This window comes from Cellulomonas sp. SLBN-39, from assembly GCF_006715865.1.
Classification (GTDB): domain Bacteria; phylum Actinomycetota; class Actinomycetes; order Actinomycetales; family Cellulomonadaceae; genus Cellulomonas.
Genome location: NZ_VFOA01000001.1, coordinates 1,944,555 through 1,959,884 on the forward strand (window position 1 = coordinate 1,944,555; position 15,330 = coordinate 1,959,884).

14 protein-coding genes are annotated in these 15,330 nt (G+C 75.3%); 7 read left to right on the forward strand and 7 right to left on the reverse strand.

Annotated features, from left to right (window positions below; genetic code table 11):
* Positions 1-33: 33 nt before the first annotated feature.
* Together FBY24_RS09080 and FBY24_RS09085 are read right to left on the reverse strand one after the other, a co-directional pair.
* Complete coding sequence (locus FBY24_RS09080; RefSeq protein ID WP_142159948.1) at positions 34-987, reverse strand: 2-hydroxyacid dehydrogenase; 954 nt, start codon at positions 985-987, stop codon at positions 34-36.
* Positions 981-2,402 (reverse strand): aspartate aminotransferase family protein, encoded by a 1,422-nt coding sequence (locus FBY24_RS09085; RefSeq protein ID WP_255432309.1) that lies wholly within the window; start codon positions 2,400-2,402, stop codon positions 981-983. Before FBY24_RS09085 ends, FBY24_RS09080 begins: the two co-directional genes overlap by 7 nt.
* Positions 2,403-2,538: 136 nt before the next feature.
* On the opposite strand from FBY24_RS09085, the gene FBY24_RS09090 reads away from it, so the two are divergent.
* Entirely contained in the window at positions 2,539-3,387 is an 849-nt protein-coding gene (locus FBY24_RS09090) for a tyrosine-protein phosphatase (RefSeq protein ID WP_174243476.1), read from the forward strand.
* A gap of 38 nt (positions 3,388-3,425) precedes the next feature.
* Positions 3,426-4,352 (forward strand): Fpg/Nei family DNA glycosylase, encoded by a 927-nt coding sequence (locus FBY24_RS09095; RefSeq protein WP_142159953.1) that lies wholly within the window; start codon positions 3,426-3,428, stop codon positions 4,350-4,352.
* Between the two features lie 3 nt (positions 4,353-4,355).
* On the opposite strand, the gene FBY24_RS09100 is transcribed toward FBY24_RS09095, so the two are convergent.
* Together FBY24_RS09100 and FBY24_RS09105 are read right to left on the reverse strand one after the other, a co-directional pair.
* The gene (locus FBY24_RS09100; protein ID WP_142159955.1) at positions 4,356-4,994 is read right to left on the reverse strand and encodes a DUF1684 domain-containing protein; all 639 of its coding nucleotides are present in this window, start codon (positions 4,992-4,994) and stop codon (positions 4,356-4,358) included.
* 170 nt (positions 4,995-5,164) lie between these two features.
* Positions 5,165-5,350, reverse strand: a complete 186-nt coding sequence (locus FBY24_RS09105; protein ID WP_142159957.1) for a hypothetical protein — start codon at positions 5,348-5,350, stop codon at positions 5,165-5,167.
* A 42-nt stretch (positions 5,351-5,392) separates the two neighbouring features.
* Between FBY24_RS09105 and FBY24_RS09110 the strand changes: the two genes are divergently transcribed.
* From FBY24_RS09110 to FBY24_RS09125, 4 genes are all read left to right on the forward strand, one after another.
* A complete protein-coding gene (locus tag FBY24_RS09110; RefSeq protein WP_142159959.1) occupies positions 5,393-6,340 on the forward strand; it encodes an LLM class F420-dependent oxidoreductase in 948 nt (315 codons plus the stop codon).
* Positions 6,341-6,804: 464 nt separating this feature from the next.
* Positions 6,805-8,529 carry a glycosyltransferase gene (locus FBY24_RS09115; protein ID WP_142159961.1) on the forward strand — a complete coding sequence of 575 codons (1,725 nt, stop codon included), beginning with the start codon at positions 6,805-6,807 and terminating at the stop codon, positions 8,527-8,529.
* Positions 8,526-9,257 (forward strand): HlyD family efflux transporter periplasmic adaptor subunit, encoded by a 732-nt coding sequence (locus FBY24_RS09120; RefSeq protein WP_142159963.1) that lies wholly within the window; start codon positions 8,526-8,528, stop codon positions 9,255-9,257. Before FBY24_RS09115 ends, FBY24_RS09120 begins: the two co-directional genes overlap by 4 nt.
* The gene (locus FBY24_RS09125) at positions 9,254-11,341 is read left to right on the forward strand and encodes a glycosyl hydrolase (protein ID WP_142159965.1); all 2,088 of its coding nucleotides are present in this window, start codon (positions 9,254-9,256) and stop codon (positions 11,339-11,341) included. Before FBY24_RS09120 ends, FBY24_RS09125 begins: the two co-directional genes overlap by 4 nt.
* On the opposite strand, the gene FBY24_RS09130 is transcribed toward FBY24_RS09125, so the two are convergent.
* Positions 11,297-12,583 (reverse strand): glycosyltransferase 87 family protein, encoded by a 1,287-nt coding sequence (locus tag FBY24_RS09130; RefSeq protein ID WP_255432310.1) that lies wholly within the window; start codon positions 12,581-12,583, stop codon positions 11,297-11,299. The two genes, FBY24_RS09125 and FBY24_RS09130, sit on opposite strands and share 45 nt — an antisense overlap.
* 240 nt (positions 12,584-12,823) lie before the next feature.
* Here FBY24_RS09130 and FBY24_RS09135 point away from each other — a divergent pair, with 240 nt between their 5' ends.
* On the forward strand, positions 12,824-14,158 hold the full coding sequence (locus FBY24_RS09135; protein ID WP_142159967.1) for a uracil-xanthine permease family protein: 1,335 nt from the start codon (positions 12,824-12,826) through the stop codon (positions 14,156-14,158).
* 83 nt (positions 14,159-14,241) lie between these two features.
* Here FBY24_RS09135 and FBY24_RS09140 read toward each other — a convergent pair whose 3' ends face one another.
* Entirely contained in the window at positions 14,242-14,871 is a 630-nt protein-coding gene (locus tag FBY24_RS09140; RefSeq protein ID WP_142159969.1) for a LytR C-terminal domain-containing protein, read from the reverse strand.
* A 36-nt stretch (positions 14,872-14,907) separates the two neighbouring features.
* A complete protein-coding gene (locus FBY24_RS09145; RefSeq protein WP_140457796.1) occupies positions 14,908-15,204 on the reverse strand; it encodes a type II toxin-antitoxin system VapB family antitoxin in 297 nt (98 codons plus the stop codon).
* Between the last annotated feature and the right edge of the window lie 126 nt (positions 15,205-15,330).

Sequence of the window (15,330 nt, forward strand, 5' to 3'; positions counted from 1 at the left end):
GTCCTCACCGGCGACCCGTCGCCGGGCCCCCGGTCAGGCGCCAGGCTGCACGGGGCCCGCGACGACGTTCTCCAGCGGTGTCCCGGCGACGAGCGCGGTGAGCTGGCGGCGCACCAGCTCGGTGACGCGGACCTCGGTCAGCGGGGTGTCCCCGCCGACGTGCGGGGTGATCAGCAGGTTCGGGGCCCGCCACAGCGGGTGCTCGGGCGGCAGCGGCTCGGGGTCCGTCACGTCGAGCGCCGCGCGCAGCCGGCCGGAACCCAGCTCCGCGAGCAGGGCCGCGGTGTCGACGACCCTGCCGCGCGCGACGTTGACGAGCAGCGCACCGTCGGGCATGGCCCCGAGGAACGCGGCGTCCACCAGGCCCTCCGAGAGGTCGGTCAGCGGGATCACGACGACCACGACGTCCGCGTGCGGCAGCAGCGAGGGCAGCTCGTCGACGCCGTGCACGTGGCCGTCGGGGGTGTCGCGGGAGGTTCGGCCGACCAGCGTCACGGTCGTCCGGAACGCCAGCAGCCGCGACCGGATCTCCGTGCCGATCGACCCGGCGCCCACCACCAGGACCCGCTTGCCGGCGAGCGACGGGCGCTTGACCAGACCCGGCTCCCAGTACTGCACCGCCATGCGGCGGGCGAACACGTCGATCCCGCGCAGCTGGGCCAGCACCAGGCCCACGGCCAGCTCGGCGGTCTCGTCGGAGTGCACCCCACGGCCGTTGGCGACCGTCACGTGCGCGGGCAGCACGCCGCGCACGTGCTCGTACCCGGCGGTCGAGAGCTGCACGAACCGCACGCGCGGGGCCCGGGCGATCCGCTCGAACGGCTCGGGCACCACCCAGTCCGGCGCCAGCACCGCGTCGACCTCGTCGAGGGGCACGTCCGCCGGCTCGTCGTCGACGAGCTGGTCCCACAGGCCTACGCGCACGCCCGCGGGCGGCTCGCCGAGCATGTCGCGCAGCTCCGCGGTCGGGAAGGTCCAGGTCAGCACGCGGCGGCACCCTTCTCGAGCGCGGCGCGCAGCACCTGCTCGATCTCGTCGAACACGCCCTGGTCGCTGATGAGCGGCGGGCACAGCTGGATCACCGACGAGCCCGAGCCGAACACCCGGCAGTGCAGGCCCGCGTCGAGCACGGCCGCGCGGATGACGTCGGCGACGTGGCGGCCGTCCGCGTCGGCGACGATCGGGCGGCGGGTCGCGCGGTCCGCGACCACCTCGACGGTCCAGAAGTGCCCCACGCCGCGCACGTCCCCGACGAGCTCGAGGTCGCCCAGCCCGCGCATCGCGTCGCCGAACGCCCCCTCGGTCGCCGCGACGTGCTCGACCAGGCCCAGCTCGTCGAACAGGTCGAGGTTCGCCAGCGCCGTCGCGGCCGCGACAGGGTGCCCGCCCCACGTGTTGCCGTGCACGAACTGCCCGCCGCCGGCGCGGAACGCCTCGAAGATCCGCTCCGACGCGATCACCGCCGACAGCACCGCGTACCCGGAGGTCAGGCCCTTCGCGCAGGTGATCATGTCGGGCACCACGTCGAAGCGCTCGCAGCCGAACATCGCGCCCGTGCGGCCGAACCCGCAGATCGTCTCGTCGGAGACCAGCAGCACGTCGTGCCGGTCGCAGATCTCCCGGACCCGCTGCAGGTACCCCGGCGGCGGGAGCAGCGAGCCGCCCGCGTTCTGCACCGGCTCGAGGAAGATCGCCGCGACCGTGTCCGGTCCCTCGGCGAGGATCGTCGCCTCGACCTGGTCGGCGGCCCACGCGCCGAACGCCACGGGGTCGTCCGCGTGCACGGGCGCCCGGTACAGGTTCGTCGACGGCACCTTGACCGCCCCGGGCACCAGCGGCTCGTACATGTGCCGGATGCCCGTCATCCCCGTGATCGACAACGCCCCCAGCGACGTGCCGTGGTACGCGCCGACGCGGGAGAGCACCTTGTACTTGCGCGGCTTGCCGACCGCCGCGAAGTACGAGCGCGCGAGCTTCCACGCCGCCTCGACGGAGTCGCCGCCGCCGGTGCCGAAGAACACGCGGTCCAGGTCGCCCGGCGCCAGGTGCGCGAGCCGCTCGGCGAGCTCGACCGCCGGGGCGTTCGCCGCGCCCCACAGCGGGAAGTACGCGAGGTCGCCGGCCCGGTCCACGGCCTTCTGCAGCAGGTCGCGGCGGCCGTGCCCGACCTGCACGGTGAACAGCGCCGCGAGGCCGTCGAGCCACCGCTTGCCGTCCGCGTCCCACATCTCCACGCCCTCGCCGCGCACGAACACCGGCAGGTCGCCGCGGGCCGCCTGGTCGGCGGGCGTGAAGTGCGGCCACAGGTGGCGGGCCGCGGCCGACCGCAGCCGGCCGGGGTCGGACCAGCCCGCGGGCGCGGTGTCGGGGGTGCTCGGCAGGGCGTCGTCGGGTGCGTGCACGCACGGCAGTGTTCTCCGCGCGTGTTCCGGGGATGTGTCGGGCATGGGTCGGCCCGAGGTCCGGCGGGAGGTCCGGCGTGGCCCGCCGGGTGCCGGCACCTGGGTGCACGGTCACCCCCTGTGCCAGGCTGCCCCCATGGACGACGACGTGCTGCCGCCGCACCCGCCCGCGACCGTCGGCACCGTCGTCCACGACCCCCACGTCCTGCCCACGCCGGCGCTGTCCAACCTGCGCGACATCGGCGGGCGCGCCACCGCCGACGGGGCCCGGGTCCGCCGCGGCGTGGCGTTCCGGTCCGCCGAGCTGCGCTCGCCCGCGGTGGCCGACGACCCGACGGTGGCGTCGCTCGGCCTGCGCACGGTCGTCGACCTGCGCACGTTCGCCGAGCACGCGGTCGCTCCCGACGTCCTGCCCCCCGGTGCGCAGGGCGTGCACCTCGACGTCCTCGCCCTCGACCCGCACGCGCCCGCGGCCGACCTCACGCAGGTGCTGGCCGACCCGCGCCTGGCCGAGCAGGTGCTCGCCGACCTCGACCCCGCCGGGCAGATGGTCCGGACCTACGTCGACCTCGTCGCCGGGGCTCCCGCCCGGCGCGGGTACGCGACGCTGCTGCGCCGGCTCCTCGACCCCGCCGACCGGCCGCTGCTCTACCACTGCACCGCCGGCAAGGACCGCACGGGGTGGGCCACGACCGTGCTCCTCGTCGTCGCGGGCGTCGACGAGGACGGCGTGCACGAGGAGTACCTCGCCGTGAACCCGACCGTGCGGGCCATGTACGCGCCGCTCCTCGACGGCTTCGCGGCCGTCGGCGGCGACCCGGAGCTGCTCGTCCCGCTGCTCGAGGTCCGCGAGGAGTACCTCGAGGCTGCGCTCGACGCGACCGAGGAGCACTACGGCGGGTTCGACGGCTACCTGCGCCGCGGCCTGGGCCTGCACGACGCCGAGCTCGCGGAGATCCGGGCCGTCCTGCGCGACGAGGGCTGACCGGCCCCGGTGCGCCGCCCCACGTAGGGTGGGCGACCGTGCCCGAAGGCCACACCGTCCACCGCATCGCGCGCCAGCTCGCCCTCGACGTCGTCGGGCGTCCGCTGGCCGTCACGTCCCCGCAGGGGCGGTTCGCCGACGGCGCCGCCCGGCTCGACGGCCGCACCATGACCGCGGCGACGGCCGTCGGCAAGCAGCTGTTGTGCCCGTTCGACTCCGGCGAGGTGCTGCGCGTGCACCTCGGCCTGTACGGCGCGTGGGACTTCCACGGCGACGTCAGCCCGCTCGTCGACGGCGACCGGGCGCGCGGCAGCCTCGGCGCGCCCCGCGTGCGCCGTGCCGTGCGGATGGGCGAGGACGAGTCGGAGCGCACGGCCCGCGACGGGCTCGCGTGGCCCCCGCCGCCCGTGGGTGCCGTGCGTGTGCGCCTCGCGACCGACGTCTTCGTGGCCGACCTGCGCGGCCCGTCCGCCTGCGAGGTCCTCACCCCGGACGAGGCCGCCGCCGTGCGGGACCGTCTCGGCCCCGACCCCGTCGACCGGGCTGCCGACCTCGACGCCGCGGGCCGGGAGGTCGTCGAGCGCGTCACCACCCGGGGCGTGCCGGTGGGGCAGCTGCTCATGGACCAGGCCGTGGTCGCCGGGATCGGCAACATCTACCGCGCGGAGCTGCTGTTCCGGGCCCGTCTGGACCCCTGGACCCCCGGCCGTCGCGTGCCCGCCGAGGTGGTGCGCGGGCTGTGGGACGACTGGGCGGGGCTGCTCGCCGACGGCATCCGTGACGGCGTGATGGTCACGCGCGAGGACCTCGACGCCGACGGGCGGGCCGCGGCCCTGCGCGACCGCGACCTGCGGCACTGGGTGTACGGGCGGGCCGGTCTGCCGTGCCGGGTCTGCGGCACGCCCGTCGTCGTGGAGGACATGGCGGCCCGCAAGCTGTACCGCTGCCCGACCTGCCAGGTGTGAGGGTCAGCCCACGAGCTCGGGGGGCGGTGCGAGCTCGCCGACGGGCACCGCGGCGTCCAGCGCGTTGGCCCGCGTCGGCAGCGGGCACGCCCACGCGGGGTCGTAGGCGCACGACGGGTTGTAGGCGAAGTTCAGGTCGACCACGAGCCGTCCGACGTGGTCCACGCCCAGGTCGGCGCCCTTGATCGTGTCGAGCACGTACCGCCCGCCGCCGTACGTGCGGTCGCCGGACAGCGCGTCGCGGACGGGCATGAACAGCCCGCCGCCGTACCCGCGCAGCGACCACAGGGCCAGCCGCCCGAGGTCGCCGAGCACGACCGCGCCGATGCGGTCGTAGCCGACCACGCCGTCGGTGCCGGTCGACACGTCCAGGCGCTGCTCGCCCGCCGGCTCGACGGCGACCTCGAACCGGTAGGCGGGGTCGTACGGGGCCACCGGCAGACCGGCGAACGCCGCACGGGCGTCCGGGCTCAGCGGCGACGCGGCGTGGAACGCGAAGAGCTCGTCGCGCTGCTGCACCCACACCGCGTGCGCCCCGGCGGGGTCGTCGGTGGCCAGGGCGCGGACGTCGGCGTAGGTGCGCGCGGTCCGGCGCCGCCAGTCGGCGACGTCGAGCGCGGTGGTCAGAGGGCTGGCGTGCACCCGTCCCACGCTGCCAGCCCCCACCCACCTCCGCCACCCCACCGCCCCCTGCTCAGCCCCCGCCGGCAGACCCCTCCTCCACCCTCCGCCGACCCCGTCATCGATGACGCCCGGCACGTCCGGGACGACACCGATGACGGGGTCGGCGGGGAGGGATGACGGGGTCGGGGTCAGAGTCGGTGGAGGGTGCGGATCTCGCGGAGGGCGATCGCCGCCGCGACCGCGCCGGGGGCCAGGGCCCAGGGGCGGCCGCGCAGGGCCGCGACCACGCAGACCAGGACGACGAGGGTGCAGCCGGCGACGAGGGCGAGCGAGGCCCAGCGCACGGCGCGCAGGCGCGGGGGGCGGCGGTCCACGCCCGCGACGCTACCCGTGCTGTGCCGTGCGAGGCTGGCGGCATGGATCTGCGCATCTTCACCGAGCCCCAGCAGGGCGCCTCCTACGACGACCTCCTCGCGGTCGCGCGCGCGACCGAGGACCTCGGGTTCGACGCCTTCTTCCGCTCCGACCACTACCTCGCGATGGGCGACGGCGACGGCCTGCCGGGCCCGACCGACGCGTGGACGACGCTGGCCGGGCTGGCCCGCGAGACGAGCCGCATCCGCCTCGGCACGCTCGTGTCGTCGGCGACGTTCCGCCACCCCGGGGTCCTCGCGATCCAGGTCGCGCAGGTGGACCAGATGTCCGGCGGCCGGGTCGAGCTCGGGCTGGGCGCCGGCTGGTTCGCGCAGGAGCACGCCGCGTACGGGATCCCGTTCCCGGCCAAGCGGTTCGGGCTGCTGACCGAGCAGCTCGAGATCGTCACGGGCCTGTGGGGCACGCCGGTCGGGGAGCGGTTCGACCACGCCGGCGAGCACTACACGCTGACCGACTCCCCGGCGCTGCCCAAGCCGGTGCAGGCGTCGCCGCTGGACGCCTCCCGTGCGGGCGTTCCCGTGATCGTCGGCGGCAACGGCCCGACGCGCACCCCGCGCCTGGCGGCCCGGTTCGGCGCGGAGTACAACCAGTCGTTCCCCGAGCTCGCGGACGTGCCCGGGCGGATCGCCCGGGTGCGCGAGGCGTGCGTCGAGGTCGGCCGCGACCCGGGCACCCTCGTGCAGTCGGTCGCCCTGGTCCTGTGCGTGGGCCGCGACGAGGCCGAGCTCGCCCGCCGGGCCGCGGCGATCGGCCGCGAGGTGCCCGAGCTGCGCGAGCACGGCATCGCCGGGACGGTCGACGAGGCGGCGGCCCGGCTGCGCGAGCTCGAGGCGCAGGGCGTGCAGCGGGTGTACCTGCAGGTGCTCGACCTGCACGACCTGGAGCACCTGCAGCTCGTGGCCGAGCAGGTGGGCACGCAGCTGCGCTGAGCCGGACGAGACGGCCGGTCCCGGGGTGCGTCCCAGGGGCCGGCCGTCGTCGTCCCCGGGGGTGCGACGCCGGCGGGCCCGGGCCGTCGGACACCCGTCCGGGTGACACGTGCGGGTGGACTTCGTCGGGTGATTTGTCCGGATAGTGGGACACAGGGCCTGTGACCGAAATGTTCACATGCGCGACGCATAGGGATGAAAGTCCAGGTCGCGACGATTCACCACGCCTTGTGACCATGACAGTCGCCCGCGTCGTGCCGTCGGTCACGCGAACCCGCCACCGACGCGCGGGGCGATTCGGGCATACCGTCGTCACAACCCACGGGGGGACCGCGGGGCCGAGACGGCCCGTCGCACCTCGTGCACCGGGCGCCAACGGAGCCGTCGCAACCGCGACGACGCACCGCCCGACCCCGGGTGGTGGACGTCGCACGCCGTGCCGACGACCACCCCCAGGAGCGCCCGTGGCGACCACCTTCGACAGGCTCATCCTCGAGCCCCGACGCACCGACGACGGCCGCTCGCGGCCGCAGACCCGGCGTGCACCGGACCACGAGGCGGTCCAGAGCCCGTCGACGACCCTCCTCATGCTGCTCGCCGCAGCGGGGGTCGTGGTCTACGCGGTCTTCCTGCTCAACCCCGGCAACCGCGGCGACTGGCTCCCGTACACGCTGGTCATCGTCGCCGAGTGCGTCCTGGTGGCCCACGCGCTGCTGTCGATGTGGACGACGCTGTCGAGCGGGTGGAACCCCCGCGACTTCGCGTTCCACCACGCGCAGGAGCGCCTCTACGACCTCACGGAGATCATCCGCGACGGCGCCGAGGACCGGCCGTGGGACTGGCAGATGTACCTCGAGGACCGCCCCGTCGCGGTCGACGTGTTCATCACCACCTACGGCGAGGACGTCGGCACGATCCGCCGCACGGTCGAGGCCGCGCTGCGGATGCAGGGCCGCCACACGACCTACGTGCTGGACGACGGCCGCTCCGACGAGGTGCGCGAGCTCGCGGCCGAGCTGGGCGCCCGCTACGTGCGGCGCCTGTCCGGCGGCGGCGCCAAGGCCGGCAACATCAACCACGCGCTCACGCTCGCCAAGGGCGACTGCTTCCTCGTGCTCGACGCGGACTTCGTGCCGCGCCCCGAGATGCTGCACGAGACGGTGCCGTTCTTCGTCCGCGACGACGTCGCCTTCGTGCAGACGCCGCAGACGTACGGCAACTACGACACGGTGATCTCCCGCGGCGCGGGCTACATGCAGTCGGTGTTCTACCGGTTCGTGCAGCCGGGCCGGAACCGGTTCAACGCCGCGTTCTGCGTGGGCACGAACGTCGTGTTCAGCCGCCGCGCCATCGACTCGGTCGGCGGCATCCACACCGACTCCAAGTCGGAGGACGTGTGGACCTCGCTGCTGCTGCACGAGGCCGGCTGGCGCACGGTCTACATCCCCATGACCCTCGCGGTCGGCGACACCCCCGAGACGGTCGAGGCCTACACCAAGCAGCAGCTGCGCTGGGCGACCGGCGGGTTCGAGATCCTGCTGACGCACAACCCGCTCTCGCGCCGGCGCAACCTCACGATGGACCAGCGCATCCAGTACCTGGTCACCGCGACGCACTACCTCACGGGCATCGCGCCCCTGCTGCTGCTCATGGTCCCGGCGCTGGAGATCTACTTCGACCTGTCGCCCATGAACCTGTCGATCACCCCGGCGACGTGGGCGCTGTACTACGCGGGCTTCTACGTCATGCAGATCCTGCTCGCGTTCTACACGCTCGGGTCGTTCCGCTGGGAGGTCCTCCTGCTGGCGTCCGTCTCGTTCCCCATCTACACCCGGGCCCTGGTCAACGCGTTCCTCAAGCGCGACCAGGCCTGGCACGTGACGGGCCGCAAGGGCGCCTACCGCTCGCCGTTCGCGTTCATGGTGCCGCAGGTGCTGGTCTTCCAGTTCCTGCTCCTGACCACGGTCGTCGGGCTGTGGAAGGACCTGTCCGGCGCCAACGCGACGCTCGCGCTCGCCTGGAACGCCACCAACACCGCCATCCTCGGGGTCTTCGTCGTGATCGCCTGGCGCGAGGGCCGTCGTGCCCGCGCCCAGCTGCGCGCCGAGCGCCGCGCGCGCCACGCCGTCGCCCCGGCCGCCCCCGCCACGACCCCCGCCACGCCCGCACTCACCGGAGGTGCCGCATGACCTGGGCCAGCCGCGTCCGACTCGTCCTGGGCATGCTCGTCGTGCTCGCCGTCGCCGCACTCGCGACGTTCCACCTCAACGACACCCGCGGCATCGCCACGAGCGACTCCGCGCAGATCCTCGGCCAGACCTACGCCGTCGGCACCCCGTACGCGGGGCTGGTCGCCGACCAGCTCGTCGAGGACGGCGACGAGGTCGCCGAGGGCGACGCGCTGTTCGTCGTCGACTCCTCCGCGCTGACGTACGACCTCGAGAACGGGCTCGTCTCCGACGCGCCGGAGTTCACCGAGGTCGACGCCGAGGGTCGCCTCGTCGTGCTCGCCAGCGGCGACGGCACGGTGACGACGGTCGACGCCACGCGCGGCACCTTCGTGCAGGCCGCGACGACGCTCGCGACCGTGCAGCGCGAGGACTCCCTGTACGTGCAGGCCGAGTACACGCTCAGCGCCACCCAGTACGCCCGCGTGCCCGAGGGGGCCCCGGTCACGCTGACGCTGCCCGACCAGAGCACCATCACCGGCACGGTCGAGGAGATCTCCGTCGAGACCGTCGCCGGCCAGGCCCAGGCCGTGGTCCGCGTGGCCTCGGACGGCCTCGCCGACGGCGACCGCGACGGCCTCGTGTCCGCCGGCACCCCGGTGGTGGCCGCGCTGCACCTCGAGAACGACGGGGTGGTCACGACCGTCGCCGACACGGTCCGCAGCTACGTCGCCGGGGTGGTCGGGTGACGGCGGGCCGTCGCACGCCCGTCCTCGTGGCCGCCGTCCTCGTGGTCGTCCTCGTCGTCGCCCTCCTCGTCGTGCGCCCCTGGGACCGCGGGGGAGCGGCCGACGGGGCCGCCGGGCAGGCGTCGCGGGGCGACGTCCCCGGCCCGGTCGACGCGACCGTCCCGCAGGTCGACACCGAGGCGCTGACCTCCGGCGTCACGCAGGCCGACGACGCGGACGTCGACCCGGTGCGCCTCGCGGACGGGCTCGTCCCGCCCTCGAACCGCTGGTACTCCGGGCTGGTGTTCGGCGACGAGCCGCAGCCGGTGTACCCGCTGCCGCTGTCGTTCGCCCTGACCGCGAGCGGCTTCACCGTCGGGCTGCCCGACCCGGTGACGAACGACGCCGTCATCGCGGGGCCGCACGTGCCGGCGCTGACGGTGGACGCGGGCGCGTCCGCCGCGCAGGTCGTCAGCGCCGACCCCGTCGCCGTGGGCGTCGGGCTGCTCGACGCCGACGGGGCCACGCTCGGCACCGTGCACCTGGCGGGCGGCTCGCCGTTCGTCTCGTTCACCGCGGACGCCGACGTGGAGCTCGCCGCCGGCGCCGCGTTCACCGGCGACGGCCCGGCGCCGACCGCCGAGGTCGCCGGGACCACCTGGGCGCTGGCCGCACCCGACGGAGCCCTCGACGGCGACCGCCTCACGCTCGCCGCGGGCCAGACCGCCGCCTGGTACGCCCTGCCCGACGACGCCTCGCCCGACGCCGCGCAGGCGCTGGCCGACGCCGCGGGCGACCCGGTCGTCGCCGTCGACGTCGCCTACGGCGTGGACGACGACGTGGCGCGCACCAGCCTGACCTACCGCACCGCCGGCGACGGGCCGGGCGCGCACGTGCTCATGCCGCACCACACCGCGGGCACCCAGCCCGAGCGCGACGGCTGCGGGCTCGGCACCTACCGGAGCGTCTACGGCACGCTCGAGCTGTGCGCCGGCACCACCCTCGACGCCTACGCGCCGACGCTGACGCCCACCGGCACCCTCGACCTGGCCGGGATCGACGACGCACGCCGGGACGCCGTCCTGGAGCAGCTCGAGACCGACGTCGCGGGCACCGGGGCGTTCGCGTCCGACACCTACTTCGGCGCCAAGCACCTGTACCGGGCGGCGACGCTCGTGGTCCTCGGCGAGGAGCTCGGGGCCGACGACGTGGTCGCCGACCTGCGCGCACGGGTCGCGGACGCGCTGCGCGAGTGGGCCCAGCCCGACGGCTGCGACGAGCGCGACGCCCGCTGCTTCGTCTACGACGCGCAGGCCCGGTCCGTGATCGGCCGGACCGTGGCGTTCGGCTCCGAGCAGCTCAACGACCACCACTTCCACTACGGCTACCTGCTGTCCGCGGCCGGGCTGATCGGCGCCGACGACCCCGACCTCGTCGAGGACGTCCGGCCCGTGATGGACCTGCTCGTGCAGGACGTCGCCGCGGCCGTCGCCACCGACGAGCTGCCGCAGCTGCGCACGTTCGACCCGTACGCCGGCCACGCGTGGGCGTCGGGCACGTCGCCGTTCGCGGACGGCAACAACCAGGAGTCGTCGTCGGAGGCCGTGACCGCGTGGAACGGCGTGGGCCTGTGGGCGGCGGCGTCCGGTCAGGACGACCTGCTCGTGCAGGCCACGTGGCTGGCGTCGACCGAGGCGGCGTCGTCGCGCGCCTACTGGACCGCGCCCGACCTGAGCGACCCCGTGTACGACGGGTTCGGGCACCAGGTGCTCTCGCTCAACTGGGGCGGCAAGCGCGACTGGGCCACGTGGTTCAGCCCGGAGCCGTCGGCGATGCTCGGGATCCTGCTCATCCCGATGGCGCCGGTCGCGGACTACCTGGCCGTCGACGTCGACCCCACGGTCATCACGGCGGCGGCCGACGAGGCCGCGCCCGACGGGCCCGACGTGATGTTCGGGGACTACGTGCTGATGTACCGGGCGCTCGCCGGGCCCGAGGCGGCCGCGGCGGCGTGGGACGACGCGCTCACGCTGCCCGACACGTCCGTCGACGACGGCAGCTCACGCGCGTACCTGCTCGGGTGGCTCGCCGCCCACGGCGCCTGACGGGGCCCCTGGCCCGGCGCCCCGGCGCGGGGGCCAGGGCAGGCGCGCGGTCCGGCCGTCGGCGGGGGAGTCCTCCTCGCCGGCGGCGGGCCGCAGCAGCCGGACCACGGTCGCGACGAGGAGCGCCAGGAGCGCGACGTTGCGTGCCGCGAGCAGCAGCGTGACCACGGTCCCGCCGCGCACCACGTCGGCGTAGAACCACGGGTAGGCGACCTGCGTGACGAACGCCGCGCCGGCCACGGCGGCGGCCACCCGACCCCACCGGGGCAGCCCGTGCGCGAGAGCGACCGCGACGGGCGGTGCGAGCCACGTCATGAACTGTGGGCTGCCGACCTTGTTCAGCACGATCAGCACCAGGGCCATGAGGAGCGCGCCGCGCAGCACCAGGTCGAGGCGCAGCGCGTCGTCGGACCAGAACCGTGCCCCGTCGCGGCGCCGGCACCACCACAGCAGCGCCGCGGCGGCCGCGAACCCGACGACGAGCAGCGCGCCCAGCGCGTCGGCCGTGGTCTGGGTGCCGGGGCCGGCGATCTCGAACGTCACGAGCGGCTTGTTGAGGTAGCGGCGCACCGCGTCGGACCACAGACCCACGACGAGCCACGGGGTCGCGGCCACGGACTCGATCTGCAGCCCCCGCTGGCCCTGCTCCGCGACGAACGACGTGACGCGCGGCAGCCCGCCCAGCGCGGCGACCGACCCGACGACGACCACGCACACCGCGGCGGCGGGCGCCACGACGTCGCGCCACGGCCGGCGGGCGGCCAGCGCCAGCGGCACGATCGCGGCGCCGGGGGAGACCTTGACCCACGCCCCGAGCGTGACGAGGGCGGCGGCGACGCGGGGGCGGCGCAGGGCGCCGAGCAGCGCGAGCACGCTCAGCGGTGCCACGACCGCGTCGAGCCGGCCGATCGCCGCGGGGCCGAGCAGCAGCAGGAACGTCATCCACCACAGCACCGCCGTCTCGCCGTGCCGGCGCCGCAGCAGCGCCGCGACGGCCACCGCGTTGAGCGCGGCGACCAGCGCGCACCAGGCCAGGGCGTACGGCAGGTAGGCGTCCGTGCCGACGACCGCGGGCACCAGCATCGGCAGCAGCGCCGCCGCCGGGTACACCCACGCCTCGTCGACGACCGGCCACCACCCCAGGCGCAGCCCGTCGCGCACCCACTCGCGGTACAGGTCGACGTCGCCGAACGACTGCTCGGCGAGCAGGACCGCGCCCAGCCAGGTCAGCCAGGCGTGCACGACGAGGACGACGACCCAGACGGCGACGGTCGTCGGTGCAGGAGCACGGCGCAGCAGGGGAGCCTCCGGGGTGCGGGGTCGGTGCAGGCGTCGACGCCCGGCCCGGCCAGGGTAGCGCCGGCCCCTGGGCGCGGGGCGGGACGGTCCGCGCCCCGGGGGTCCCGGCCGCCGCCGCCCCGCGCACGCTAGCCTCCCCACGCGCACCGGTGCCGCACCGGTGGCGGACGAGGGGAGCCGGACGTGGGCCGCTGGGGCTGGGACGTGCACGGCGACGGGCGCACCGTCGCACCGGGGGCGGTCGTCGCCCCGGGGGAACGGCTGGCGTGGGGGCGCACCGTCGGGATCGGGATGCAGCACGTCGTCGCGATGTTCGGCGCGACGTTCCTCGTCCCGCTCATCACGGGGTTCTCGCCGCAGACCACGCTGTTCTTCAGCGCGGTCGGCACGGCGCTGTTCCTGCTGCTGACGCGCAACCGGCTGCCCAGCTACCTGGGGTCGAGCTTCGCGTTCATCGCACCGATCGGGGCGGCGACGGCGAGCGGCGGGCAGTCGGCCGCGGTGGGCGGGATCCTCGTCACCGGCCTGGCCCTCGTGGCGGTCGGCGTGGTCGCGCACGTCGCGGGCACCCGGTGGATCGACGCGCTGATGCCGCCGGTCGTCACGGGCACGATCGTGGCGCTCATCGGCTTCAACCTGGCGCCCGCGGCGTGGGGGTCGTGCACGGACGACGGCTGCACGGGGTTCCGGGCGGCGCCCGTGACGGGCCTGGTCACCGTGCTGACGATCGTGCTGGTCACGGTCCTGTTCCGCGGCATCCTCGGGCGCCTGTCGATCCTCGTGGGTGTGCTCGTCGGGTACGCGGTCGCGCTGGTGCGCGGCGAGGTCGACCTGTCGGCCGTGGCGGACGCCCCGCTGGTGGGCCTGCCCACGTTCGTCGCCCCGAGCGTCGACCTCGCGGTCCTGGGCCTGTTCCTGCCGGTCGTCCTCGTGCTCGTCGCCGAGAACGTGGGCCACGTGAAGTCGGTGGCGGCCATGACGGGCCAGGACCTCGACCCGCTCGTCGGCCGCGCGCTCATGGCCGACGGCCTGGCGACCACCCTCGCGGGCGTCGGCGGCGGGTCGGGCACGACGACGTACGCGGAGAACATCGGTGTCATGGCCGCGTCGCGCGTGTACTCCACGGCCGCGTACTGGGTGGCCGCGGCCACGGCGCTGCTGCTGTCGATGTCGCCGCGCTTCGGGGCGGTCGTGGCGACGGTGCCGGACGGCGTGCTCGGCGGTGCGGCCACGGTGCTCTACGGGATGATCGGGCTGCTCGGCGCGCGGATCTGGGTGCAGAGCAAGGTCGACTTCTCCTCGCCGACCAACCTGGTGCCGGCGGCGGTGGCGCTGATCGTCGGCATCGCGGACTACGCGTTCACCGCCGGTGCCCTGGAGTTCCGGGGGATCGCGCTGGGCACCGCGGCCGCGATCGGCCTGTACCACCTCATGCGGGTGCTGGGCCGGTGGCGCGGGACGACCGAGGAGCCGGCGACGCCCGCGTCCGTGCCCGGTGGCGACGAGCTGAAGCACTGAGCCGCAGCACCGGGCGGGCGACCCGTGGCGCTGGGCACGGCCCTTGGCGCGGGGCACGGCCCTGCGCCAGGGGTCCGGGCCGGTCAGCCCTCGGCGGCCGCCTCGGTGGGCTCGGCGGTCGGGGTCGCGGTGATCTCCGCGAACGGGCGGCAGCCGGTGACGCCCTCGAGCGGCGTGTTCGCCTCGAGCGCGACCTCCTCCGGAGCGGCGAGGCGCTCGTACTCGTCGCCGAGCACGAGGTCGACGGTCGCGTCCGTGCGGGCGTCGGGGAACAGCACGGCACCCGGCACGTAGGCCAGCAGGGTGTACGCCTGCGCGGTGCCCTCGATGCCGTGGGCGATCCGGGCGACGCCGGCCGTCGGGGCTCCGTTGTCGGTCGCCCCGACCGTGAAGCTGCGCTCGGCGAGGCTCGCGGCGGTGGCCGCGGCGAGCCCGTTCTGCCCCGAGCCGTTGAGCACGTTGACCGTGATCTGGTCGTTGGGTACCGGCAGCGCACCCTCGGGCGGGCAGTACGCGTTCACGGGAGCGGCGCTCTCGGTGGGATTCGTCGAGAAGCCACGGTCCAGGAGCGGCAGCGCCAGGTTGTCGGTGTACACGGCCGCGGCGCCGAGGCCGGCGACCGCGAGCACGGCCAGCAGGACGCCGAAGATGACGGCCTGCCGCTCGTGCATGTGCCGCCGTCTCAGCTGACGGGCCCGGTCCTGGTCGCTCATGCGTCTCCCCCGCTCACACGCTGGTCCTGCAGGTCGTCACGGCACCACCAGGACGCGTGCGTGCAGCAGCGCGCGCTGGTGCAGCGCCGCGCGCACCGCGCGGTGCAGCCCGTCCTCGAGGTAGAGCACGCCCTTGTGCTCCACGACGTGGGCGAACAGGTCGCCGTAGAAGGTCGAGTCCTCGGCGAGCAGGGCGTCCAGGTGCAGCGTCACCTTGGTGGTGACGAGCTCGTCCAGCCGGACCTGCCGCGGAGGGACGGTGGCCCACTGGGCGGGCGTCACGAGCCCGTGGTCCGGGTACGGGCGCCCGTCGCCCACCGCCTTGAAGATCACGGGCCGAGTCTAGGGGGTCGCGCGGCGCGGGGGGCCGGACGTCCGGCGCGCGAGGCCCCTGCCCGCCGTCCCCGCCCGACCGGGTCCTCGGCCACGACCTGCGGGGACGTCATCGTCGTCGTCCAG